Source organism: Micromonospora sp. NPDC005298 (assembly GCF_040607375.1).
Taxonomy (GTDB): domain Bacteria; phylum Actinomycetota; class Actinomycetes; order Mycobacteriales; family Micromonosporaceae; genus Micromonospora.
In genome coordinates this window covers 94,795-117,275 of record NZ_JBEXGP010000014.1, presented here as the reverse complement: position 1 = coordinate 117,275, position 22,481 = coordinate 94,795, and the positions used below count along the sequence as shown (strand labels likewise).

The window sequence follows — 22,481 nt, the reverse complement described above, 5'->3', positions numbered from 1 at the left end:
ATTCTGTACCGATCGGTACTGATGCTGACCGTAGCAACCGCTGACCCGGTCCGCAAATTTCTGTACCGATCGGTTAGGATGGGAGGTCGGGAGGTGGTGACAGGTGCCACAGCGAGGGCGGCCACGCGGTTTCGACGCCGACGAGGTGCTTGAGCGCGCACTCGAGGTCTTCTGGCGTTACGGCTACGAGGGCGCCTCGGTGAACGACCTCGCCGCCGCGATGGGCATCAACAAGCCAAGCCTCTACGCCGCCTTCGGTGGCAAGGAGGAGCTGTTCCGCAAGGTCGTGGCCCGCTACGCCGACGAGGACATGGAGTACGCGCGCAGGGCGTTCACCGAACCCACCGCGTACGAGGTCGTCGCCACCCTGCTGCGTGAGAACGCGCTCGCCGTCACCCGGGACGACCGTCCGGCCGGCTGCCTGTCGATCCAGGGCGGCACCGCCTGCTCCACCGAGAACGCCCCGGTCGCCGAGTTCCTCGCCGCGAGCCGCCTGGCCGGGGAACGCGCCCTCGCCGACCGGTTCGTCCGCGCCGTCGCCGACGGTGACCTGCCCGCCGACGCCGACCCCGCCGCGCTCGCCCGCTTCGTCATGAGCGTGACCGAGGGGCAGGCGATACACGCCGCCGCCGGAGTCAGCCGGGAGGACCTGCGGCAGACAGCGGAGATCGCGCTTGTCGGTTTCGCCGCCGCGTCCGGCGCGCGGCTTCCGGAGCACACGACCAACCCGGCCTGAGCGGGGTCGAACGTCCGCACCGGCGGGCCGGCCCTCCAACCAGGTGGAGGGCCGGCCCGCCGCCCGTCACGCGGTCGGGGTGCTGCCGTCCCGGTGGGTCAACCGGTACGAGGCGTCGACGGCATCGGTCTCCAGGAGCACCGTGACCGGACCGGCCGGCAGGGTGCAGGTGAGGGTCCGTTCGACGGCCTGGCTGGTGGGACCGCAGTACCGGATGCCCTGGCTGTCGAAGACCGACATGCGGGCGTCACCGGAGCCGGCGGTACGCGTCCAGGTGAAGCTCTCCCGGCTGGCGCGCTGGTCGGCCGGAACGGTGAAACAGACCGCGAAGCGGTCCGCCCCGGTGGTCACCGTGGCGCCGTCCGCGCCCGCGGGTAGGACCGGGCAGGCCGGCGGCCCGTCGGTCCGGGCGAAGCCCAACGCGTACGAGGCGGTGGGCGCGCCCGCATCCGCGGTGAGCAGCACGGAGAAGGGCGCCTCGCCGGTCAGCTCGCAGCTGTACTGACGCAGCGAGGAGTAGTCGCACACCTGCTCGCCGGCGGCGTTCAGTACGACGATCTCCGGTGAGGTCGCGGCGGTCACGTCCCCGGCCAGCAACTCGGCGACGTGGGCCCCTGCTGGGCTGGGCAGCTGGAGACAGTTGTGCTGCCCGGCGGTCTCGAACCCGCCCCGGTGCGGGGCGTCCTGCCAGCCGGTGTCGGACACCGGCGTGCAGTCCGACGGCTTCCACGGCAGCAACGCGACGGCGTAGAGGAAGTCACTGTCGATCACCGAGTCGGGTACGCCCCCGTTGAGCACCATCGTGTACTTCCCGGCCGCGGGGACCTCGCACCAGGTGTCGGTGCAGACCTTGACGCCGGCGGAGTCGTAGACGGTGGCGTACGTCCGGTAGTTCTGGGCGTCCACAGCCGTGACCCGGTACACGCCGGCGCTGGGAAGGTCCAGGGTCCGGCAGCGGATGCCACCGAGGGCGCCGGCCGGTGCCGAGTTGTACGTGCCCGGGGTGACGGTCGGGCAGCCGACCGCGTCGGAGAGTCGACGGACCTGGACCTTGTACGTGAGGTCCACGCTGTCGTCGGCCCAGTTCGTCAGGTAGGAGACGACGCGGTAGGTCCCGGTGGAGGGCAGGACGCAGCCGTCCTGTTCGGACCCTTCGGTGCACAGCACGGCACCCTGTTCGTCGACGATCCAGGAGTTGACGTCGTTGTAGCGGTCCGGGGCCCGGTAGACCATGACCCGCTCACCGGCTTCGCCGTGGAACGGCTGGCAGTTGGTCTGCACCGCCGAGGTCTGGTGCACCGTCAGGGCCGGCTGGTCCCAGTTGAGCCCGGTGGGGGCGGCGCAGCCGTCGGTCTGGTCGAGGCGGGCCGCTGCCACCTGGTAGGTGACCGGTTCCCAGTTCCAGTTCTGCGACACCAGCGTGTACGCGCCGGCGGTCGGCGTCACGCAGGACCGCGCGGAGTCGTACTCCGTGCACACCACCTGACCGGCGTCGTCGTACAGCTTCCAGTCGAGGTACTGGTTGGCGAACTGGTTGAGGCGGACGACCAGCCGGCCGGGGGTGGTGACCCGCAGAGACTGGCAGCTGATCCCCTGGTTCGGCGGGACGGTGCCGGTGCCGACCGCCGAGCCCGGGTCTCCGAACGCGGTCAGGGGCAGGGCGGGGCAGCCGACCGACTGGGAGATCCGGGGCATCCGCAGGGTGTAGTCGGCCTTGCTGCCGTAGGTCTCCTGGAGGAAGAGCCGGTACGGCCCGGGCTCACGCAGGGTGCACTCGGTGGGGTACCCCACCGAGCAGATCGGCTGGAACTGGGCGTCCAGGATGCTGCCCTGGATGTCCTCGGCGCCGCCGGGGTCGGCCAGGTGCAGGACCGCGCCGGTGGGCTGCTTGAAGGTGAAGCAGCGCGCGGCGAGGCCGGCGGGCAGCGTGCCGCTGCGGCCGGCGGAGGTGAAGGAGAAGAAGCCCGCAGCAAGGCTGGCGCAGGTGGACGGGGTCCGCATCGACTCCGCCGACAGCGAGTACGCGCCGTTGCCGGTGCCGTAGCTGAGCTTCACCGTGATCGTGTAGGTGCCGGCGACGCCGAGCTTGCACTCGTTGAGGTACGGGCCGACGTAGCAGACGGTGGCGCCTTCGGGGTTCTTGACCTGTGCGCTGACGCCGTCACCGGAGACCTCCCGGAGCCGGACGTACAGGGTGTCCTGGTCGGCCGTCGAGGTGATCGTCCAGATCTGCTGTGTCGCGCCGGTGATCGACGCGCAGTTCGTGACCTTGCCCAGCGGGAGCTGTCCGCCGCAGACGGCGGAGGGGCTGACGGCAGACGTCTGGCCGGCGGTGGCCCGGCCTGGAGCGGGAGTCGCGGGCGTCGGCTTCGAGGGTGCGGTGACGGTGGGCGGTTGCCCGGTCGTCAGTGCCGGTCGCGGCGACGGCTCGGCCGTCGGGGCGGCGCTGGCGGGGCCGGCCAGCAGGCCCGCCCCGGTGAGGCTCAGGGTCGCCACGGCGGCCCATCTCGCTACGTGTTTCCACAATGGATCGGGCACGGTTGTACGCACGATGTCTCCCCCGTGTTTGTCGCGCGATCTGCGCGAGTGGGGAGATGATTCCATGGTCGTCGATCGCGGACAATCGGCTTGTCGGTTACACCGGGGAAGGATCGATCAGCAGGGGCCGATGCCCTCGTCGAAGAGGCGGCGGGCCCAGTCGGCGTACCCTGCGATGGTTTTCCGGACCGTGCGCCCGTCGTGCAGGAACAGGTACGCGCGGTCGCCGCTGCGGGCCAGCAGCCCGTCGAGGCGTTGTGTCCCCTGTGGAGCGCGCAGGCGGGTGACCGACCGGTAGCGGGCCCAGACCTGGTCGACGGGCGAGCCCGCCGCGATGCCCTCCGGTGTCCGCATCGGGGCGCCGACCCAGAGCAGGACCAGTTTGTCCTCGATGAAGACCGGGCTGACGGTGTCGTGCCCGGCGAGCATCGGCCCGCACGTGTCCAGGCCGGTGCGCAGGACGCCCCGACGGGTCAGCTCGTCCTCGGTGTCACCGAACTCGATGTTGCTCAGACCGTTCAGGTCGATGGTCTCGGCGATGCCGGCGGGCCGGCCGTCGGGGGTCGGCCCGGTTGGCGGTACGCCGCTGCCGGCGATCGAGGCAGCCGTCATCAGCGCAGCAATAAACGCGAATTGTCGCAATTTCATGGAATCCCCCAGTCCCCAACGGGACGGGAGCCGTCAGGTTGCTGCCCGGCGACGGATTACTGGTTTTCCCACTGCTCGACCAGCTCGTCCCAGTAGTCGGCACTGAGTCGCCGCCGTCCGTGCGCCAACCAGCCGTCGGTGTTGCGCTCCAGGTGCAACCCCAGCTCGGCGAACGGGTCGATCCACGTGCCCGGTTCCACGCCGAGCCGGGTCAACGCCTCGTTGATTGGCCACTGGTCGCGCGGTGCGTCGAACACGTCGTCGAACCGTGGACCCCAGGCCAGCTCCCCGCCCAGCCACACCGCCGCCGCCTGGTGGCCGACGCCGCCGCCGAACTCCGCCTCCGCGTACGCCACCGGACCCGACCTCGACCAACCCGACAGCAGATCGACGAGAGCTGTGGACAACACCAGCCCGAACGGATGCTCGGCGCTGCGGTCGTCCACCGTGTAGTCCGGTAGGGAACCGGTCAGCTCGACCACCAACTGCGGGGTGACCGGCAGCAACGCGAAGTCCTGGCGCAGCTCGCCGAGGACCGCGTGATCCAGCTCGGCGGTCTGCTCGCGGAGCAGGTCCGCGTCCGCGATCACCGCGCTGAGCTGGTAACCCATCGAGCCCTCCGCCGTCCACAGCCTGTGGATAGAACATGTGTACGACGGTTCTCCGGGTGCCGCCGGTCCCTGGAACGGTACCGGTGCCGCTGCCGATCCGAAGCGGTCAGATCCGTCCCGACCCTGCGACGGCCCGCACGGTGTCGGCGAGCAGGTGGGGATGGGAGAGCATCGGGTGATGGCCGGCGGATAGTTCGACGGTCCGGGTCGCGCGGGCGGCCTGGAGGCGTTGCAGAGCGGGCGGCGTGGCGCGATCCTCGGCGCAGACGACAGCCGTCGACGGCAGATGACGCCAACCCGCGTGCCCGACCGTGGCGGTGAGCACCGACGCCTCCTGTCGGGTCAGGCGGGCGACCGCCCCCTCGACGGCCTGCTCGTCGCAGTCCTGAAGGAACAGTTCGCGCACCGACTCACGTCGTACGCCGAACGTGCCGTCCGGGGAGAAGTCCAGGTAGGGGGCCGGCTCCGCCGGGGCCAGGTGGGCCAGTGCCTGCCCGACGTCCGGCAGGAACGAGCTGACGTACACCAGATGGGCGACCTCGCCGCTGTCGGCGGCCTCGGTCGCGACCACCCCGCCGTAGGAGTGCCCCACCAGCACGGCCGGGCCGACCTCGCGCAGCACCCGTCGGGTCTCGGCGACGTCCGCCGCGAAGCCGGGCTCGGCATCCGCCACCTCGCCGCAGCTCGGCAGCCGGACCGCGACGCTGTCCAGGCCGTCGGCGCGCAGCGCGGCGGCGACCCGCGACCACCACCACTCCCCGTCGCGGACGCAGGCGCCGTGCACGAAGACCACGGTCATTGCCGTCTCCCGTCCGGCGAGCCCTCGGTGGGTCGCCGCCATCGACGTTAGACGTATCGATCGTTACGTGAAAAAGTGGCTCCGTGGGACGCCGACCGCAGCCGGAGATCCGCGACAGACTGCTCGACGGGTGCGTCGACCACCTGCTGGAGCACGGCCTACCGGTCACCTCGCTGACCCCGGTCGCGACGGCGCTCGGGGTCAGCCCTCGCATGCTGATCTACCACTTCGCCACCAAGGATCGGCTGGTAAGGGCCGCGCTGGTCGAGGCCCGGCGACGGCAGCGGGCGCTCTTCGACGACGTGCTGCGCCACCGCCCCGACACCCCGTACGTCGACACTCTCGCCGCGGCCTGGACGACGCTCTCCGGCCCGGAGGCCCGCCGATACGTACGCCTGTTCAGCGTCGTGCACGACCTGCCGCCGAGCGAGACGCCGTGGCCCGACTTCCCGGCGATGGCGGTGCACGACTGGCTGCCGACGATCGCCGCCGGACTGAGCGCCGACGGTCACGCCCGGCCGGACGTGCTGGCCACGCTGGTTCTCGGGGTGGCGCGAGGTCTTCTGCTCGACGATCGGGCGACCGGCGAACAGGACCGTGCCGCTGAGGCGTACCGAGCCTTCCTCGCCCTACTCGATGGTTCCCTCCGCTGAGCCCTGTGCGGGCGTCAGGCGCGGCGGGGGAGGTGGGCGACGAACGCCCGCCAGGCCGCCGGCGCGAAGACGAGCGCCGGGCCGGTCGGGGCCTTGGAATCCCGTACGCCGACCACGCCGGGCAGGTTGTCGGCGACCTCGACACAGTTGCCACCATTGCCGCTGCTGCGGCTGCTCTTGCGCCACCGCGCGCCGTTCAGCTCCATGACTCCGCCACTTCCGAGATCAGATCGACCGACTGCCAATGCGACAGCGCCTCGCCGCGCACGTTCTCCCATGCGGCCATCATGGCCGCGATGTCCTCCGGGTCGCTAGCGACTTGTCCCTGGAGTTGGTTGTCCAGGTAGCCGGCGACGCGGTGGTCGTGACTGTGCGCGATCACGAACGGCCCGTTCAGGCCGGCGTACGCGCCGACCGTGCCGGGCACGACGTGCACCCGGATGTGCGGCTCGGCGCACGCCGTGACGAGGGTGAGCAACTGCTCGCGCATGGTCGACCGGCCGCCGACCGGCCGGCGGAGGATCGCCTCGTCGATGACCGCCGTGAACTGCGGCGGGTCGTCCCGCTTGAGCACGCCCTGCCGGTTGAGCCGGACGGCGAGGTGCCGCTCGATCTCACCCCGGGGGATCAGGCCCGCGCCGGCGAGCACCGCGCGGGCGTACGCCTCGGTCTGGAGCAGCCCCGGCAGGACCGTCGACTCGTACGAGCGCAGCGACACCGCCTCGCGCTCGATCTCCTGCCACGGACGAAACCAGATGGGATCACGACGTCTCGAAGTGTCCGGCCAGATGTCTGACACGTCCTTGTGGAGTGCTTCCGCTGCCGCCAGGCGGTGCCGAGGATGCGGGATGCGACCCTCCGCCAACCAGCGCCCGACGGTCTTCGGGTCGACGCCGACGGTCTCGGCGAGGGATTCGGTGGTGTGCCCGGTGTCGCTGAGCGCCACCCGCAACGCGTCGTTCACGGCCCCTCCATCGGATGTCCCAAATATCTGGGGACCATATCGCTACGCGGTGTACCTGTCCGGTGACGCGCCCGAGGGTGGTCCACAGAAGACGGCGTGACCGGTGGAGGCGCAGCAGCCCGGCGGTCGGCGTCAGTCGGAGGGCCGCCCCGGCGGGTAGGCGGGGCGGCCCTCCTCCACCGGCGAAGGAGACCCGCCCATGCCCGGCCGTCGCCACCGGAACCACCTGCCCACCCGCCCCACCTGGCGATGTCAGGCGTGCGGCATCGCCTGGCCCTGCTCGGCGGCGAAGCTGCGGCTGCTCGGCGAGTACCGGAACGACCGGCTGGCGCTGACCGTCTACCTCGCGACGCTCCACGTCGAGGCCAGCGCGCAACTCCCCGACGTCGACCCGGCCCGGCTGGCCGAACGCTTCCTCTCCTGGGCCCGCGCCCGCGGCTGAGAACCTGGCCGGGGAGGCGTTCGCGTGCCCGTCAGGGTCGCCAGATGGCGACACCCACGTCCCGCCGACGCTCGGCGAAGAGGCCGTCCCGCGCAGCCGCCGACAGAAGATCGCGCAGGTCAGCCTCGAAGGCGGGAAGCTGGTCGGCGAACAGGTGGGGTGCGGAACTGGACAGCGAGAACACCGCAGCGGTCAGCTCGTCCACCGACCGTTCCACGACCATCCCCTGCTCGACGGTCAGTCGGGTGGGGCCGGAGAAGCCCGCCGCCAGCATGATCTCCCCCTCGCCCCCGGGAGTGCCGGAGGGCAGTGTCCCCTGACCGGCTCGGCGGATCGGCCCCAGGTAGCGCGCGACCAGCTCGGTGATCCGCTGCCAGGGCGGTCGCGGATAGAGCAACCTGTCATCGCCGTCCACGCCCTGGTGGGTGTTGGCGCTGACGTGCACCCAGGCCCCGTCGGGCGCGAGCATCTCGCGGACCCGCCGGGCCACCAGCGGCCGGTCCATCCAGTGGAACGACTGGGCGAACGTGGCCACCCGAAACGTCCCCAGGTCGGCCGGCAGCGCCTCGGCGCGCAGGTGCCGCCACCCGACGGTGGTGGTCCCCGACTCGGTGGCCCTGCGCTGCGCCTCGGCGAGCATGCCCCGGTCGGGATCGACCCCCACCGTGGCCTCGAACAGGGGCGCCAGCAGCAGCGTCAACGACCCCGGGCCACAACCGACGTCCAGGAGGCGGCCGGTGCCGTCCAGGCCGAGCGCCGTACGGATGGCGTCGGCGAGTTCGGGCGGGTACGGCAGCCGGCCCACGCTGTAGTGGTGCGCGCTGCCCGCGTACAACGACTCGTCCCACTCCCACGCCGCCATGGCGTCGATGAGACCACAGCAAAAACGCCCAGCCGACCGGTTATCGGTCTGCTGGGCGTTGCTGCTGCTCCGCGAGCGGAGGATACGAGATTCGAACTCGTGAGGGTGTAAACCCAACACGCTTTCCAAGCGTGCGCCCTAGGCCTCTAGGCGAATCCTCCGCGAGCCAGGATACAGGCCTCCGCCGGCCGGGCCACCCCACCACCCCCTGAAGATCGACGGGCGGTCGGGTAGGCTTGGCGTCACCTCCCGTGCGGCGGTATCTCGTGAACCTCCCCAGGGCCGGAAGGCAGCAAGGATAAGCGAGCTCTGCCGGGTGCACGGGAGGCCTTTTTGTCTCCGGAGCCGGTCGCTGACCTGGGGCCGTACCGGGCCGTGGAGACCGCCACGTCGCCGATCTGGCGTCGATCAACGCCCGGTAACCCGCGCGTTCGGCGGGGTGGGTGGTCACCCGCGCCGGACCGGCGCAGAATGGCTCGGTCGAGAGGAGGCGGGACGAGTGACGCTGGCGCTGTACCGCAAGTACCGGCCGCGTACCTTCGCCGAGGTCATCGGGCAGGAACACGTCACCGAGCCGTTGTCGCAGGCGCTGCGTAGCGGGCGACTCAACCACGCCTACCTCTTCTCCGGCCCGCGCGGCTGCGGCAAGACCTCGAGCGCCCGGATCCTGGCCCGCTCGCTCAACTGTGAGCAGGGGCCCACCCCGGAGCCGTGCGGCAAGTGCGAGTCGTGCCGCTCGCTGGCCACCGACGGCACCGGTTCGATCGACGTGATCGAGATCGACGCGGCCAGCCACGGCGGTGTCGACGACGCCCGCGAGCTGCGCGAGCGCGCCTTCTTCGCGCCGGCCAGCAGCCGCTTCAAGATCTACGTCATCGACGAGGCGCACATGGTCTCGACGCAGGGCTTCAACGCCCTGCTCAAGCTCGTCGAGGAGCCCCCGGAGTACGTCAAGTTCATCTTCGCCACCACCGAGCCGGAGAAGGTCCTCGGCACGATCCGGTCGCGGACCCACCACTACCCGTTCCGGCTGATCCCGCCGAAGGTGCTCCGCCCGTACCTGGAGCAGCTCACCCAGGCCGAGGGCGTCGCCGTCGAGCCGGCGGTCTTCCCGCTCGTGGTCCGCGCCGGTGGCGGCAGCGCCCGGGACAGCCTCTCGGTGCTCGACCAGCTCATCGCCGGCGCCGGTCCGGAGGGGGTCACCTACGCGCGGGCCGCCGCTCTGCTCGGCGTCACCGACGCGGCGCTGATCGACGAGATGTGCGACGCGCTGGCCGCCGGGGACGGCGCCGCCGCGTACGCCACCGTCGACCGGGTCGCCGAGGCCGGCCACGACCCGCGCCGGTTCGCATCCGATCTGCTGGAGCGGCTCCGCGACCTGATCGTGCTCCAGCAGGTGCCGGACGCCGCCGCGAAGGGCCTCATCGACGGCCCCGCCGACCAGATCGAGCGGATGGCCGCGCAGGCCTCCCAGCTCGGCCCGGGCACGCTGTCCCGCTGCGCCGACATCGTGCACGACGGCCTGGTGGAGATGCGCGGCACCACCGCGCCCCGGCTCCTGCTGGAGCTGATCTGCGCCCGGATGCTGCTGCCCGGCGCCGACGACTCCACCGGCGGCCTGCTCCAGCGCCTGGAACGCATGGAACGCCGGCTCACCCTGGGCGGTGGCGACACCCAGACCACCACCCCGGGGGTACGCCCACAGCCGGTCTCCCCGGTCCCCGCTGCCGCAGCCAACCCGATGCCGGTCAACGCCCCCACCTCCGCACCGCCGTGGGAGGTCGACCCGGCGACGTCCCCGACCCGAAGTGCCGCAGCCCAGAGCGCTCCGACCTCGGGCGCTCCGACCTCGGGCGCTCCGACCTCGGGTGGCCCGGCGTCGGCTGCCTCGACCGCCGACTCGCCGATTCCGGCGTCTCCCGGTGCGTCGGCGAGCACCGCCGCGCCGGCCCCCGTCTCCCCAGCCGGCCCCGGTGCGGCCGGTGGCTCGCCGGTCCAGCGCCGCGTGGTGCCGCCGTCGGCGGTACTCCCCGACCCGGCTACGCCCGTGCCTCCCCGACCGGGTGCGCCGGCCGCCGCGCTGGACGCGGTCGCGGTCCGCCGGGTCTGGCCCGACGTGGTCGGCAAGGTCAACCGGACCAACAAGCGGATCGCGGCCCTGATGCGCGACGCGGTGGTACGCGAACTCGACGGCGACATGCTCGTGCTGACGGTGAAGTCCACCGTGCTGGCCAAGATGATGGCCGACCACGCGGCGGTGCTCACCGACGCGCTCTACGAGGAGTTGGGCGGGCGCTGGCAGATCCGCTGCGAGGTAGCCGGCGAGCGCGGTGGCGTGCCGCTGTCCGGTCCGCCGCGCTCCCAACCGACCCGCCCCGCCGCCGCCCCGCCGGCCGACTCCGCCGCCCCGCCGAACGTGGGCGCCGGCGGCCCGACGAGCGTGCCGAACGTGGGCGCTGGCGGGCCGACGAGCGCGCCGAACGTGGGCGCTGGCGGCCCGACGAGCGCGCCGAACGTGGGCGCTGGCGGCCCGACGGGCGCGCCGGGCGGGAGTGCCGCCCCGGCCGTCGCCCCGCCGAACGCGAGCCCGGCCGCCCCGCCGAACGCGGGTGCTGGCGGCCCGACGGGCGCGCCGATGACGACCACCGGCGCGGTGAGCGCTCCGCCGAACGGCACCGCCACCGGCTCTACGAGCGCGGCACCGAACGGCAGTGCTGTCGCCCGCCCGGCGAGCGCCGCACCGAACGGCAGTGCCGTCGCCGGTCCGACGGCTGCCGCGCCGAACGGCGGCGCTATTGCCGCGCCGAACGGCAGCGCTACTGCCGCGCCGAACGGCAACGCCGCCACCGGCGCGCGGAATGGCGGCGCTGTCGGCGGCTCGGCGGGCGCGCCGGCTGCCACCGAAGCGACCGACGACGAGGACTGGCCGGAGGCGGCACGCCCCGGAGGTGGTTCCGCCACCACCGAGGCGACCGACGGCGAGGACTGGCCGGAGGCCGCCCTGCCGGGCGGTGCGTCGGCCGGAAACCAGCCAGGCCACGGCTCGATGCCCCCGCCGAATGGCACGAACGGCGGCGGCACGGACGGCGGCAGCGCCAACGGCGGCACACCGGGTGGTCCGGGCGGCTCCGGCGCAGCGCACAGTGGCGACAAGCCGGGCGGGCGGGGTAACCCGACACCGGCGGCCCGGCAGCCGGCGTCAGCCGGTGGTGCCCCGGTGAGCAGCGCCATCGCCGCGGCTCGCGCTGCGGCGGCGGGGCGCGGTGCGCGTACCCCCGCGGCGGCCCGACCCACCGCGGACGCCGAATGGGCGGGCGAACCCCCCTACGACCCGGACTTCGACGGCCCGCTGCGCGGTGGCCGGCCGGGTGGCGCGGCGCCGGCGGCCCCGGTCTACGAGGGGTTCGACCCGGGTGACGAGCCGCTGGACGAGGTCATCGACGAGAAGACCGCTCGGGAGTCGAGCGAGGAGCAGGCGGTACGGCTGCTCCGGGAGACCTTCGGGGCGGAGAAGATCGACGAGGTCGACGCGCGTTAGTCGGCGCCTCGGCCAGCAGGACGCCAAGGCAGCAGGCCCAGAGGGGGAAGGGCAGCACGGCGACGCGTTCCATGCCGCCCACCCCGATCCCGAGGCCCTGCTGGGCGAAGAACAGCACGGTCCCCGCCAGCGCGGTCAGCCCGGCGACGACGGTGAGCCGTCGCCACCGGGCCAGCAGCGCGGTGCCCGGCACGAGGCCGGCCAGGAGCAGCCCCACGTTGCCCAGGCCCATGATGAGTACCGCGCCGAGGACGTGCAGGTTCTCGTCGACGTCGGCCGGGTACAGGGCCGCCAGGGCGTACCCGCCGGTGGCCAGCAGCAGCAGCGTCTGCGCCGAACGCAGCACCGCGCCGCGACCCAGGAGCCGCCAGGTCAGCAGGAGCCCGGCGGCGAGCAGTACGGCGGTCGCCAGCATCGTTGCGTTCATCAGCGGATGCCAGGGTGAGCAGACGTAACGGGGTCGGGTGGTGTCCCAGATGCCGCAGTGCGCGTTGCCCAGGTCACTGATGTTGTGGGTACGCCAGCTGTAGGTCGGTTGGCGCCAGCGCAGGCCGGTGACCAGACTGGCGACGAGGAAGATCGGCGCCGCCACGACCCAGCACAGCGCGCCGATCCGGCCGGTGCGATTGAGGTTCATGCGTCGAGCAGACCAGTCCGGTAGACCCCGACGCACTACCCGCAGATAGCCGGTTCGAGGTGGTGCCAGCCGTACCCGACAGGGAGCTGGGACGCCCCGGCGTGGGCGCGCGCACCGGGCGGGGCGGGGTCGGTCACAGCGGTTAGGCTGGTCGGCGGCCGAGCAGACGAGTGCGAGAAGGAGCCATCCCGTGCGCCCAGGTGGACAGCCGAACATGCAGCAGATGCTGAAGCAGGCGCAGAAGATGCAGCAGCAGATCGCCGCCGCGCAGGCCGAGCTGGCCGAGGCCGAGCTGACCGGCACCGCCGGCGGTGGGCTGGTCACCGCGACGGTCTCCGGCGCCGGCGAGCTCAAGAGCATCAAGATCGACCCGAAGGCCGTCGACCCGGACGACGTGGAGACGCTTGAGGACCTGGTCGTCGCGGCCATGCACAACGCCGCCGAGGCGGCCCGTGAACTGACCGAGCGCAAGATGGGCCCGGTCGCCGGCGGCATGGGCGGCCTCGGCCTGCCCGGTTTCTGAGCCGGCAGATGTACGAAGGTGCCATCCAGGATCTGATCGACGAGCTGGGTCGGCTGCCGGGCGTCGGCCCGAAGAGCGCCCAGCGGATCGCGTTCCACGTCCTGTCGGCGGATCCGGCCGACGTCAACCGGCTGGCCGGCGCGCTGCGCAAGGTCAAGGACCTGGTGCGGTTCTGCACGACCTGCTACAACGTGGCCGAGTCCGAGCAGTGCCGGATCTGCCGCGACCCGCGCCGCACCAACGAGGTGCTGTGCGTGGTCGAGGAGCCCAAGGACGTGGTGGCCGTCGAGCGGACCGGTGAGTTCCGCGGCCGGTACCACGTGCTCGGCGGCGCGATCAATCCGCTGGAGGGGATCGGGCCGGACAATCTGCGCATCCGGGAGCTGCTGATCCGACTCGGTGACGGAACGGTACGGGAGTTGATCCTGGCCACCGACCCGAACACCGAGGGTGAGGCGACGGCCACCTACCTGGCGTTGATGGTGAAGCCGATGGGCATCGCGGTGACCCGCCTGGCCAGTGGGCTGCCGGTCGGCGGCGACCTGGAGTACGCCGACGAGATCACCCTGGGTAGGGCGTTCGAGGGTCGTCGGGCCGTCTGAGTCGTACCCGTGGGGGTGGTGCCGTCGACGACGGCGCCACCCCTTCGTCGTGCCCGGCGCCGCACGCATCGATGTGTCGCTCGATGTGTTCGCCGTGCCGTCGACTGTCAGACGCCCGCGCAAGGTGTCGGCTTGGTAGCGATTGCATGACGCCCGTTCCGCTTCCGGTGTGACATGTCATAGCCTCCCGCACACGGACCGAGCCACAGCTCGGCGTGGTCATGCGCATGACAGAGGTGAGAGATGCAGGCGAGAAGGCTTAAATCGGCTGTGGCCATCGCGGCCGTTGCCGCTCTGGCGGTCGGCGCGGCCGGCTGCGCGGAGAGCGAGCGCGACGGTGACAGTGGCGAGGCCAAGACTGGCGGCACCTTCATCTTCGCGGGTGCCGGTGACCCGAAGAACTTTGATCCGATCTTCAACGATGACGGTGAGTCGTTCCGGCCGGTCCGGCAGATGTTCGACACCCTGGTGAGCCACAAGCCGGGCACCGCCGAGCTTCAGGGCGGCCTGGCCGAGAGCTGGGAGAGCGACCCCACCGGCAAGGTCTGGACGTTCAAGCTCCGCCAGGGCGTGAAGTTCCACGACGGAACGCCGTTCAACTCCGCGGCGGTCTGCTACAACTTCGACCGCTGGTACAACATGAAGGGCGCTGCCGCCCAGTCCCAGATGATCTACTACATGGACGTCTTCGGGGGCTTCGCCAAGAACGACAACGAGGACGCCGGCAAGGCGATCTACAACAAGTGCGAGGCGAAGGACGACGGCACCGCCGTCGTCACCCTCAACCAGTACAAGGGTGCCTTCCCGGGTGCCTTCGCGCTGACCTCGCTCTCGATGGCCAGCCCGGAAGCCCTGAAGAAGTACGACGCCGACACGGTGAAGCAGAACGGCGACTCGTTCGAGTACAGCGCCTTCGCCACCACCAACCCGGTCGGCACCGGCCCGTTCACCTTCGGTGGTTGGGACAAGGCCAAGAACGAGATCACCCTGAACCGCAACCCGGACTACTTTGGCGAGAAGGCCAAGGTCGACAAGATGATCATCAAGGTCATCAAGGACGAGAGCACCCGTAAGCAGGAGCTCCGTGCCGGCACCGTGCAGGGCATCGACTTCCCGGCCCCGGCCGACCGCAAGGCGCTCGAGGGTGAGGGCTTCCAGGTCATCAACCGCCCGGCGTTCAACATCCTCTACCTGGGCATCAACCAGAAGAACCCGAAGCTGAAGGACCTGCGGGTGCGGCAGGCGATCGCCTACGCGCTCAACCGCCAGCAGCTCGTGCAGACCAAGGGCCCGGGTGGCGCGAAGGTCGCCGACGAGTTCATGCCGGACACCGTGCTCGGCTACGCCCCGGACGTGCAGAAGTACGAGTACAACCCGGACAAGGCCAAGCAGCTCCTCAAGGAGGCCGGCGCCGAGGGTCTGACGCTGAACTTCTACTACCCGCCGGACGTCACCCGGCCGTACATGCCGAACCCGCAGGAGATCTTCACCGTCCTCGCCAACGACCTGCAGGCCGTCGGCATCAAGGTCAACGGTGTGCCTCGCCCGTGGAACGGTGGCTTCAAGGACGACGTGCAGCAGTTCGGCAAGCACGACCTGCACATCCTCGGCTGGACCGGTGACTACAACGACCCGGGCAACTTCGTCGGCACGTTCTTCGGCCGGGGCAAGGCCGAGTTCGGCGACCAGTCGATGACCGAGATGTTCGACGCCATCACCAAGGCCGACGCCACCGTCGACGAGGCTGGCAAGAAGGCGGCCTGGGAGCAGGTCAACCGGGACATCGCCGCCAAGTGGCTGCCGGCCGTTCCGGTGTGGCACGCCCCGCCGGCGATCGTCGTCACCAAGGACGTCAAGGGCCTGGTGGCCAGCCCGCTGACCGACGAGCGATTCAACACGGTCAGCATCAGCAAGTGACATCCATCGGCTGACGCCGTAGGCGTGATCGGCCCGGGTCCGGGGCTCCTCCCGGCCCGGGCCGATTCCGCGATCATCGAGAGTCTGGTGTTTGAGAGATGTTGCGAGTCATAGTCCGCCGCCTGCTGCAGTTGGTGGTGACCCTCCTAGCGCTGTCGGCGCTGATCTTCATCTGGCTGCGGAACCTGCCCGGTGGCCCGGTCGAGGCGCTGCTCGGCGAACGGGCCACGCCCGAGCGCCGCGTCCTGCTGACCAAGGCGCTCGGCTACGACCAGCCGATCCTGGTGCAGTACGGCAAGTTCATGCAGCGGGTCGTCACCGGCGACTTCGGCAACTCGATCCGGACCGGTGACCCGGTCACCGAGGTCATCAGCCGCGCCTTCCCGGCCACCATCGAGCTGGCCCTCGCCGCGATGATCATCGCCGTTGGTCTCGGCATCCCGTTGGGCTATCTCGCCGCGCGCTGGCGGGGACGCTGGCCGGACAACCTCACCATCGCCGGCACCCTGCTCGGCATCTCGATCCCGATCTTCTTCCTGGGCTACCTGCTCAAGGACGCGTTCACGCAGAACATCCACTGGTTCCCGCCGTCGGGCCGGCTCACCACCGGTATGGACAACACGAACGTCACAGGCTTCTTCGTCCTCGACGGCCTGCTGACCCGGGAGTTCGACGCCAGCGCCGACGCGTTGTGGCACCTGATCCTGCCGGCGATCACGCTCGCCACCATCCCGCTGGCGGTGATCGTGCGGATCACCCGGGCCAGCGTGCTCGACGTCCTCAACGAGGACTACGTACGCACCGCCGAGGCGAAGGGCCTGCGGCACCGCACCATCCGGGGCCGTCACATCCTGCGCAACGCGCTGCTGCCGGTGGTCACCACCATCGGTCTGCAGACCGGCGCGCTCCTCTCCGGCGCGGTGCTCACCGAGAAGGTCTACAACTGGGGCGGCATCGGCACACTGATCACCGACTCGATCAGCGGCGGCCGGGACTACCCGGTGCTCCAGGCGATCATCCTGCTCGCCGCCCTGGTCTTCGTGGTGGTCAACCTGCTGGTCGACCTCTCCTACGCCTTCATCGACCCGAGGGTGCGTGTGCGATGAGTGATCCGATCATCCAGGCGGGAACGCCCGCCCCCCGCAGTGGGGACGAGAAGCCACGCCCCGGCATGAGCGAGCGCAGCATCGGCGTGCTCGGCGACCGCAAGAAGGCGCGGCTGGACGAGCTGGCCCGCGCGAGCGCGTCCGACCGGGGCGGGATCAGCCTCGTCCGGGACGCCGTACGCCGGCTGCGGCGCAACCCGGTCGCCATCGTCGGGGCCACAATCGTGGGGCTGTTCGTCCTCGTGGCGATCTTCGCTCCGCTGATCGCCCCGCACGACCCGGTGCAGCGCTTCGACGAACTGACCAAGAACCTGACCGTGGACAGCATCCCGGGCAGCAGCAGCGAGTTCCCGCTCGGCTCCGACCCGCTCGGTCGCGACTTCCTGTCCCGCATGATCCACGGTGCCCGGCAGACGCTCTTCGTCGGCGTGCTCGCCACCCTCATCGGCCTCGCCCTGGGCGTACTGATCGGCGCGATCGCCGGTGCCTTCGGCGGCTGGGTCGACGTGGTGCTGATGCGCCTCACCGACGTGATGCTCGCCCTGCCGAGCCTGCTGCTCGCGATCACCCTGGTCGCGATGGCCAGCCGGTCGAGCCAGTGGACCGTCATCTTCGCGGTGGCCATCGTGAGCGTGCCGATCTTCGCCCGGCTGCTGCGCGGCTCGATGCTGGCCCAGCGCGAGAGCGACCACGTGCTCGCCGCCCGCGCGCTCGGCGTCAAGGAGCGCAACATCGTGCTGCGGCACATGCTGCCCAACTCGCTGACCGCGGTGATCGTGCAGGCCACGCTGACCTTCGCGGTGGCCATCCTGGACGCCGCGGCGCTCTCCTTCCTGGGCCTCGGCGACCCGGACATCAACCGGGCCGAGTGGGGCCTGATGCTCGGCGTGGACGGCCAGCGCTACTTCGAGGTCCGTCCGGAGCTGGCGTACTTCCCGGCGCTCGCGATCATCGTGGTCGCGCTCGGCTTCACCCTGCTCGGTGAGGCGATGCGCGAGGCGATCGACCCGAAGAACCGGCGGTGAGCACGGTGCGCGCAAACAGCACGGCCGGCCCGCGCCTCGGGCGAGCGCGAGGAGTGCGCTCGCGAGCCCCGCTGTCGCGGGCGAAGGACCACAGCAGTGAGGAAGTGACCCGATGAGCCTGCTCGACGTCCGTGACCTGAGCGTCGTGTTCCAGCGGCGTGGCGAGCGGCCCTTCACCGCCGTCGACAAGGTCAGCTTCACGGTGGAGCCCGGCCAGACCGTCGGCCTGGTCGGCGAGTCCGGCTGCGGCAAGAGCGTGACCAGCCTGGCCATCATGGGTCTGCTGCCCAAGCGGGGTAACAAGGTCACCGGTGAGGTGCTGTTCGAGGGCACCGACCTGCTGAAGCTGCGTCCCGACGACCTGCGTGACCGGCGCGGCCGGGAGATCAGCATGATCTTCCAGGACCCGCTCTCCTCGCTGAACCCGGTCATCCCGATCGGCGTCCAGGTGGCCGAGGTGCTGGAACGCCACCAGGGCCGGGACCGCAAGCAGGCGCTGCGGGAGTCCCGGGACCTGCTCGACGCGGTCGGCATCCCCGACCCCAGCAGGCGGCTCAGCGAGTATCCGCACCAGATCTCCGGCGGCATGCGCCAGCGGGCGCTGATCGCCATCGCGCTGGCCTGCAAGCCCCGGCTGCTGATCGCGGACGAGCCGACCACCGCGCTCGACGTGACCATCCAGGCGCAGATCCTCACCCTGCTCAAGCAGTTGGTCGACGAGACCGGCACCGCGCTCGTCATGATCACCCACGACCTGGGTGTGGTGGCCGGGCTCTGCGACACGGTCAACGTGCTCTACGGCGGCAAGGTGGTCGAGCGGGCGCCACGGCACGAGCTGTTCGCGCACGCCCGGCACCCGTACACCCACGGGCTGCTCAACTCGGTGCCCCGGCTCGACTCGCCGCGCGGTGAGCGGCTGCACGCGATCCGCGGGTCCGTCTCGGACAACATCCCGTGGGTCGAGGGGTGCGCGTTCGCACCGCGCTGCGACAACGTCGTGGACGCCTGCCTGGAAGGGCCGCCGCCGCTCGAACCGACCGCCACCGGCGGCGACCTCCGCTGCAACAACCCCGTCTCCGAGGAGGTGGCGGCCCGATGACCGAACAGACCGATGCCCTGATCGAACTGCGCGACATCAAGGTCCACTTTCCGATCAAGAGTGGCCTGCTCTTCGACCGGACCGTCGGGTACGTCTACGCCGTCGACGGCGTGTCGCTGAGCATCCGCAAGGGCGAGACGTACGGCCTGGTCGGCGAGTCGGGCTGCGGCAAGTCGACGCTGGGCCGGGGCCTGCTGCGGCTCGTCGAACCCACCGACGGTGAGATCATCTTCGACGGCATCGACGTGCGTGCCCTCAAGGGTGAGGCGATGCGCACGGCCCGCCGCCGCATGCAGATGATCTTCCAGGATCCGCTCTCCAGCCTCGACCCCCGACAGTCGGTGGAGTCGCTGCTCGTGGAGGGGCTCAAGGCGCACGGGCTTGCCGACGACAAGGCCGAGACGAACCGCCGCCTGCGCGAGACGCTCGAAGCGGTCGGCCTGCCCGCCTCCGCCCTCGGCAAGTACCCGCACGAGTTCTCCGGCGGCCAACGCCAGCGCATCGGCATCGCCCGCGCGCTGGTGCTCAACCCGGACCTGATCGTCGCCGACGAGCCGGTCTCCGCGCTCGACGTGTCGATCCAGGCCCAGGTGCTCAACCTGCTTGAGGACCTCCAGAACGAGCGCGGCCTGACGTACCTGATCATCGCGCACGACCTGGCGGTGGTCCGGCACATCGCCGACACGGTGGGTGTCATGTACCTGGGCGGGCTGGTGGAGGAGGCGTCCAGCGACGACCTCTACCGCGAGCCGATGCACCCGTACACCCGCGCCCTCATGTCCGCGGTGCCGGTGCCCGACCCGCTGGTGGAGGACCGCCGGGAGCGGATCCTGCTCGCCGGTGACCTGCCGTCGCCGGCCAACCCGCCGTCGGGCTGCCGGTTCCACACCCGGTGCCCGTGGGCGCAGCCGACCCGCTGCGCCGAGGAGCGGCCGGAACTGCGCGACGTGGTCGGCGGGCACCGGGTGGCGTGCCACTTCGCCGAGGAGATCGCCGCCGGCCGGATCCGGCCGCACGAGGTGGAGGTCGAGCTGGTCCGTCCCGTGGACGGCACCGGCCCCGTCGACCCGCCGGACGAGCTGATCCCGACCCCGTGACGCCGTCGGGGGCCGTCCCGAACCGGACGGCCCCCGCGGCGACACTCGTTGCGGGCGGCTCAGCCCTCCGGACGGTGCAGCAACCCCACCGCGACACTGTGCACCGCGTCCAGCCCCGCCGGGTCGGCCAGCGCGACCGAACCGCCGGTGACCGCGTACCACTCGTCCGCGTCCTTGTACTGCACCCGCAGGGTGACCCTGCCGTCCGCGTACTCGGTGCGCAGGGTCAACTCGCCGGTGACGACACCGACCTCGTCGGTCATCACCCCACCCGGGCCGGGCACGATGTCGGCGGTCCGGCTCTGCGGACCGGCGGCACCCGCCGAGTCCGCGACCATGCCGGCCCCCGGCACGGCGGCCGGCGTGTCGGCAGCACCGTCGGCGGTCATCCCGGCGGTCGCCGGGGCGTTGTCGGTGCCTGTCGCCGCGTCCTCGCTCATCAACAGCCCTCCAGCATGTCGGTCAGGGCGGCCTTCTCGGCAGGGGTCACCGTCAACCGCCAGTGATGCTTGACCGTCACCCAGTCCTTGGCGTACTGGCACCAGTACGACCGGTTCGCCGGCTTCCACTGGGACGGATCCTGGTCACCCTTTGCCCGATTAGAGGACGCGGAAACCGCGATGAGCTGCGGTCGCGTCGTGTCGTTGGCGAAGTCGCCACGTTTGGCGTTGTCCCATTCGTCGGCGCCGGAGCGCCAGGCGTTCGCCAACGGCACCGTGTGGTCGATGTCCACGTCGGAGGGATCGGTCGCGCTGCGGCCGTCGTACACGCTCTCCCAGCGACCACCGACCACGTTGCAGCCGGAGAGCTTCACGTCCTTGCCGTCACGCTGCAGGATGCTGTCCCGCACGTCGCAGTTCTTACCGGTGTCCCGCCAGTGTGGGAAGCGGTCCCGGCTGTAACCCTTCATCGAGCCGGCGCTGGCGACGGTCAGCTGGCTCAACTGTTCGACGGCGTTGCCGCCGTCCCCCGGTGGTGGCGACGCATCCGGCTCCTCGGGCGGGACGCAACCGGCCACGCCGAGCGCCAGCGCCGCGACGAGCGCGGCAACCGACGCACGCTGTCCTGATCTGGTACGCACAGACGACACCTCTCCAGCTTGCGGGCTCCCGGCGATTGCGCACAGTACCCGGGCATGGTTTCGGCGTTTCGTGGCGTCTCCCACATCCTGCAAGGCAGATTGGTGGGATGACCGCACCCCTACCGTCACCAGCGCTGAGGATGGGCACCGCCGCCGGCCGGGGAACGCTGGTCGCCGCGGTGCTCGCCTCCGGCATGGTCTTCCTGGACACCACCGTCGTCAACGTGGCGCTGCCCAGACTCGGCCAGGACCTCGGGGCGAACGTGGCCGATCTCCAGTGGACCGTCAACGGGTACCTGTTGACGCTTGCGGCGTTCGTCCTGCTCGGCGGATCCCTCGGCGACCGCTTCGGCCGGCGACGGGTCTTCCTGATCGGGGTGCTCTGGTTCACCGTCGCCTCGGTGCTGTGCGGCCTGTCGCGGGGCACCGGCTGGCTGATCGCGGCCCGGTTCCTCCAGGGCGCGGGCGGCGCGCTGCTCACCCCCGGCTCGCTGTCGGTGCTCCAGGCCAGCTTCCACCCCGACGACCGGGGCCGGGCGATCGGCGCGTGGGCCGGGCTCTCCGGGGTGTCCACGGCGTTGGGGCCGTTCATCGGCGGCTGGCTCATCGACGCGCTGTCCTGGCGGTGGATCTTCTTCCTCAACCTGCCGATCGCGGTGCTGGTCGTGCTCGCCGCGCTGCGCTGGGTGCCGGAGAGCCGCGACGAGGACGCCTCCCGTACGCACGGTCCGGGCCGCACCCGCCGCCGGTTCGACGTGGCCGGTGCGCTGCTCGGGGCGCTGGCGCTCGCCGGTGTCACGTACGCGCTGATCGACGCGCCGGCACGCGGGTTCGACTCGGCCCCCGTGCTGGTCGCGGCGCTCGTCGGGGTGCTGGCGGCGGTGGCCTTCGTGCTGCTGGAACGCCGGCGCGGCGACACGGCGATGCTGCCCACCGGGCTGTTCGGCAGCCGGCTCTTCTCGGTGCTGAACATCTTCACGGTGGTCGTGTACGCGGCGCTCGGCGGCTTCACCTTCTTCTTCGCCGTCTACCTCCAGAACGTCGTCGAGTGGTCGGCGTTCCGTACCGGCATCGCGCTGCTGCCGATGACCCTGCTGCTGTTGGTCGGCTCGGCGCGGGCCGGTGCGCTGTCGGCGCGGATCGGCCCGCGGCTGCCGCTGGCCGTCGGGCCGGTGATCGCCGCGGCCGGCCTGCTGCTGCTGCGCGGCGTGCAGCCGGGTGCGTCGTACTGGCGGGACGTCCTGCCCGGGGTGCTGCTCTTCGGCATCGGGTTGACCCTGGTGGTGGCACCGCTGACCGCGTCGGTGCTGGGCGCCGTTCCGGACCGGTTCTCCGGAGTGGCGAGCGGCTTCAACAACGCCGCGTCCCGGGCCGGCGGTCTGCTCGCGGTGGCCGCGCTGCCGCTGCTCGTGGGACTGTCCGGCAGCGGCTACGAGCAGAAGGCGGAACTGACCGACGCGTTCCGCGGCGCGTTGGCCTGGTGCGCGGGGCTGCTGGTGGCCGGCGCGGTGCTGGCCCTCGTGCTGGTCCACCGGCCACCCCGCGAGGCGCCGCCGTCCCAGCCCTGCCATTCGATGCCCGCCGCCACACCCCCGAAGTAGGG

Annotated in this window: 22 protein-coding genes, 1 tRNA gene and 1 other RNA gene; 13 read left to right on the top strand and 11 right to left on the bottom strand. The window is 71.3% G+C overall.

The genetic code is table 11. The features are described from left to right. Positions 1-103: 103 nt before the first annotated feature. A complete protein-coding gene (locus ABZS77_RS19955; RefSeq protein ID WP_354824635.1) occupies positions 104-736 on the top strand; it encodes a TetR/AcrR family transcriptional regulator in 633 nt (210 codons plus the stop codon). Between the two features lie 66 nt (positions 737-802). Here the strand turns inward: ABZS77_RS19955 and ABZS77_RS19950 are convergent, their stop codons facing one another. The 4 genes from ABZS77_RS19950 to ABZS77_RS19935 form a co-directional block, all read right to left on the bottom strand. Further along, positions 803-3,232, bottom strand: a complete 2,430-nt coding sequence (locus tag ABZS77_RS19950; RefSeq protein ID WP_354824634.1) for a hypothetical protein — start codon at positions 3,230-3,232, stop codon at positions 803-805. Positions 3,233-3,391: 159 nt separating this feature from the next. Beyond that, a complete protein-coding gene (locus ABZS77_RS19945) occupies positions 3,392-3,886 on the bottom strand; it encodes a hypothetical protein (protein ID WP_354824632.1) in 495 nt (164 codons plus the stop codon). A gap of 92 nt (positions 3,887-3,978) precedes the next feature. After that, positions 3,979-4,533 carry a hypothetical protein gene (locus ABZS77_RS19940; RefSeq protein WP_354824630.1) on the bottom strand — a complete coding sequence of 185 codons (555 nt, stop codon included), beginning with the start codon at positions 4,531-4,533 and terminating at the stop codon, positions 3,979-3,981. A 106-nt stretch (positions 4,534-4,639) separates the two neighbouring features. After that, a complete protein-coding gene (locus ABZS77_RS19935) occupies positions 4,640-5,332 on the bottom strand; it encodes an alpha/beta hydrolase (protein WP_354824627.1) in 693 nt (230 codons plus the stop codon). Between the two features lie 83 nt (positions 5,333-5,415). Between ABZS77_RS19935 and ABZS77_RS19930 the strand changes: the two genes are divergently transcribed. Next, positions 5,416-5,985, top strand: coding sequence for a TetR/AcrR family transcriptional regulator (locus ABZS77_RS19930; RefSeq protein ID WP_354824624.1), 570 nt, complete (start codon positions 5,416-5,418; stop codon positions 5,983-5,985). A 14-nt stretch (positions 5,986-5,999) separates the two neighbouring features. Here the strand turns inward: ABZS77_RS19930 and ABZS77_RS19925 are convergent, their stop codons facing one another. Together ABZS77_RS19925 and ABZS77_RS19920 are read right to left on the bottom strand one after the other, a co-directional pair. Continuing rightward, positions 6,000-6,191, bottom strand: a complete 192-nt coding sequence (locus tag ABZS77_RS19925; RefSeq protein WP_354824621.1) for a DUF397 domain-containing protein — start codon at positions 6,189-6,191, stop codon at positions 6,000-6,002. Further along, positions 6,182-6,949, bottom strand: a complete 768-nt coding sequence (locus tag ABZS77_RS19920; protein ID WP_354824618.1) for a helix-turn-helix transcriptional regulator — start codon at positions 6,947-6,949, stop codon at positions 6,182-6,184. Before ABZS77_RS19920 ends, ABZS77_RS19925 begins: the two co-directional genes overlap by 10 nt. Before the next feature lie 199 nt (positions 6,950-7,148). Between ABZS77_RS19920 and ABZS77_RS19915 the strand changes: the two genes are divergently transcribed. Beyond that, positions 7,149-7,391 (top strand): flavin reductase, encoded by a 243-nt coding sequence (locus ABZS77_RS19915; protein ID WP_354824615.1) that lies wholly within the window; start codon positions 7,149-7,151, stop codon positions 7,389-7,391. A 31-nt stretch (positions 7,392-7,422) separates the two neighbouring features. Here ABZS77_RS19915 and ABZS77_RS19910 read toward each other — a convergent pair whose 3' ends face one another. Together ABZS77_RS19910 and ABZS77_RS19905 are read right to left on the bottom strand one after the other, a co-directional pair. Continuing rightward, positions 7,423-8,253 carry a class I SAM-dependent methyltransferase gene (locus ABZS77_RS19910; protein ID WP_354824613.1) on the bottom strand — a complete coding sequence of 277 codons (831 nt, stop codon included), beginning with the start codon at positions 8,251-8,253 and terminating at the stop codon, positions 7,423-7,425. Positions 8,254-8,329: 76 nt separating this feature from the next. Next, positions 8,330-8,414, bottom strand: a tRNA-Ser gene (locus tag ABZS77_RS19905). Between the two features lie 82 nt (positions 8,415-8,496). Here ABZS77_RS19905 and ffs point away from each other — a divergent pair. Both ffs and ABZS77_RS19895 read left to right on the top strand, forming a co-directional pair. Continuing rightward, positions 8,497-8,586, top strand: an RNA gene (gene ffs, locus ABZS77_RS19900) — signal recognition particle sRNA small type. Between the two features lie 166 nt (positions 8,587-8,752). Further along, positions 8,753-11,791: a DNA polymerase III subunit gamma and tau gene (locus tag ABZS77_RS19895; RefSeq protein ID WP_354824611.1), complete on the top strand. Its 3,039-nt coding sequence runs from the start codon at positions 8,753-8,755 to the stop codon at positions 11,789-11,791. Here ABZS77_RS19895 and ABZS77_RS19890 read toward each other — a convergent pair. Continuing rightward, positions 11,688-12,428 (bottom strand): DUF998 domain-containing protein, encoded by a 741-nt coding sequence (locus ABZS77_RS19890; protein WP_354824608.1) that lies wholly within the window; start codon positions 12,426-12,428, stop codon positions 11,688-11,690. The genes ABZS77_RS19895 and ABZS77_RS19890 overlap by 104 nt on opposite strands. A 214-nt stretch (positions 12,429-12,642) precedes the next feature. Between ABZS77_RS19890 and ABZS77_RS19885 the strand changes: the two genes are divergently transcribed. The 7 genes from ABZS77_RS19885 to ABZS77_RS19855 all read left to right on the top strand — a co-directional run bounded on the left by ABZS77_RS19885 (position 12,643) and on the right by ABZS77_RS19855 (position 19,797). After that, positions 12,643-12,951 carry a YbaB/EbfC family nucleoid-associated protein gene (locus tag ABZS77_RS19885; RefSeq protein WP_244296072.1) on the top strand — a complete coding sequence of 103 codons (309 nt, stop codon included), beginning with the start codon at positions 12,643-12,645 and terminating at the stop codon, positions 12,949-12,951. 8 nt (positions 12,952-12,959) lie between these two features. Continuing rightward, positions 12,960-13,553 carry a recombination mediator RecR gene (gene recR / locus ABZS77_RS19880; RefSeq protein WP_354824606.1) on the top strand — a complete coding sequence of 198 codons (594 nt, stop codon included), beginning with the start codon at positions 12,960-12,962 and terminating at the stop codon, positions 13,551-13,553. Between the two features lie 243 nt (positions 13,554-13,796). Then, positions 13,797-15,470 carry an ABC transporter substrate-binding protein gene (locus ABZS77_RS19875; protein ID WP_354824603.1) on the top strand — a complete coding sequence of 558 codons (1,674 nt, stop codon included), beginning with the start codon at positions 13,797-13,799 and terminating at the stop codon, positions 15,468-15,470. Between the two features lie 98 nt (positions 15,471-15,568). Then, on the top strand, positions 15,569-16,576 hold the full coding sequence (locus ABZS77_RS19870; protein ID WP_354824601.1) for an ABC transporter permease: 1,008 nt from the start codon (positions 15,569-15,571) through the stop codon (positions 16,574-16,576). Between the two features lie 65 nt (positions 16,577-16,641). Next, positions 16,642-17,601, top strand: a complete 960-nt coding sequence (locus tag ABZS77_RS19865) for an ABC transporter permease (protein WP_354824692.1) — start codon at positions 16,642-16,644, stop codon at positions 17,599-17,601. Between the two features lie 112 nt (positions 17,602-17,713). Continuing rightward, on the top strand, positions 17,714-18,700 hold the full coding sequence (locus tag ABZS77_RS19860; RefSeq protein WP_354824599.1) for an ABC transporter ATP-binding protein: 987 nt from the start codon (positions 17,714-17,716) through the stop codon (positions 18,698-18,700). Then, the gene (locus tag ABZS77_RS19855; protein WP_354824597.1) at positions 18,697-19,797 is read left to right on the top strand and encodes an oligopeptide/dipeptide ABC transporter ATP-binding protein; all 1,101 of its coding nucleotides are present in this window, start codon (positions 18,697-18,699) and stop codon (positions 19,795-19,797) included. The genes ABZS77_RS19860 and ABZS77_RS19855 overlap by 4 nt, the downstream gene beginning before the upstream one ends. Before the next feature lie 59 nt (positions 19,798-19,856). Here ABZS77_RS19855 and ABZS77_RS19850 read toward each other — a convergent pair whose 3' ends face one another. Both ABZS77_RS19850 and ABZS77_RS19845 read right to left on the bottom strand, forming a co-directional pair. After that, complete coding sequence (locus ABZS77_RS19850; RefSeq protein ID WP_354824595.1) at positions 19,857-20,237, bottom strand: hypothetical protein; 381 nt, start codon at positions 20,235-20,237, stop codon at positions 19,857-19,859. Next, complete coding sequence (locus ABZS77_RS19845) at positions 20,237-20,878, bottom strand: HNH endonuclease family protein (protein ID WP_354824593.1); 642 nt, start codon at positions 20,876-20,878, stop codon at positions 20,237-20,239. Before ABZS77_RS19845 ends, ABZS77_RS19850 begins: the two co-directional genes overlap by 1 nt. Before the next feature lie 107 nt (positions 20,879-20,985). Between ABZS77_RS19845 and ABZS77_RS19840 the strand changes: the two genes are divergently transcribed. Beyond that, a complete protein-coding gene (locus ABZS77_RS19840) occupies positions 20,986-22,479 on the top strand; it encodes an MFS transporter (protein WP_354824591.1) in 1,494 nt (497 codons plus the stop codon). Positions 22,480-22,481: the final 2 nt, after the last annotated feature.

Bases quoted from the DNA above. Each gene is read 5' to 3' on its own strand.
- ABZS77_RS19945 (WP_354824632.1), bottom strand. From the start codon at position 3,886: ATGACGGCTGCCTCGATCGCCGGCAGCGGCGTACCGCCAACCGGGCCG.
- ABZS77_RS19940 (WP_354824630.1), bottom strand. From the start codon at position 4,533: ATGGGTTACCAGCTCAGCGCGGTGATCGCGGACGCGGACCTGCTCCGC.
- ABZS77_RS19935 (WP_354824627.1), bottom strand. From the start codon at position 5,332: ATGACCGTGGTCTTCGTGCACGGCGCCTGCGTCCGCGACGGGGAGTGG.
- ABZS77_RS19925 (WP_354824621.1), bottom strand. From the start codon at position 6,191: ATGGAGCTGAACGGCGCGCGGTGGCGCAAGAGCAGCCGCAGCAGCGGC.
- ABZS77_RS19915 (WP_354824615.1), top strand. From the start codon at position 7,149: ATGCCCGGCCGTCGCCACCGGAACCACCTGCCCACCCGCCCCACCTGG.
- ABZS77_RS19910 (WP_354824613.1), bottom strand. From the start codon at position 8,253: ATGGCGGCGTGGGAGTGGGACGAGTCGTTGTACGCGGGCAGCGCGCAC.
- ABZS77_RS19890 (WP_354824608.1), bottom strand. From the start codon at position 12,428: ATGAACCTCAATCGCACCGGCCGGATCGGCGCGCTGTGCTGGGTCGTG.
- ABZS77_RS19885 (WP_244296072.1), top strand. From the start codon at position 12,643: ATGCAGCAGATGCTGAAGCAGGCGCAGAAGATGCAGCAGCAGATCGCC.
- recR (WP_354824606.1), top strand. From the start codon at position 12,960: ATGTACGAAGGTGCCATCCAGGATCTGATCGACGAGCTGGGTCGGCTG.
- ABZS77_RS19875 (WP_354824603.1), top strand. From the start codon at position 13,797: ATGCAGGCGAGAAGGCTTAAATCGGCTGTGGCCATCGCGGCCGTTGCC.
- ABZS77_RS19870 (WP_354824601.1), top strand. From the start codon at position 15,569: ATGTTGCGAGTCATAGTCCGCCGCCTGCTGCAGTTGGTGGTGACCCTC.
- ABZS77_RS19865 (WP_354824692.1), top strand. From the start codon at position 16,642: ATGAGCGAGCGCAGCATCGGCGTGCTCGGCGACCGCAAGAAGGCGCGG.
- ABZS77_RS19860 (WP_354824599.1), top strand. From the start codon at position 17,714: ATGAGCCTGCTCGACGTCCGTGACCTGAGCGTCGTGTTCCAGCGGCGT.
- ABZS77_RS19855 (WP_354824597.1), top strand. From the start codon at position 18,697: ATGACCGAACAGACCGATGCCCTGATCGAACTGCGCGACATCAAGGTC.
- ABZS77_RS19850 (WP_354824595.1), bottom strand. From the start codon at position 20,237: ATGAGCGAGGACGCGGCGACAGGCACCGACAACGCCCCGGCGACCGCC.
- ABZS77_RS19840 (WP_354824591.1), top strand. From the start codon at position 20,986: ATGACCGCACCCCTACCGTCACCAGCGCTGAGGATGGGCACCGCCGCC.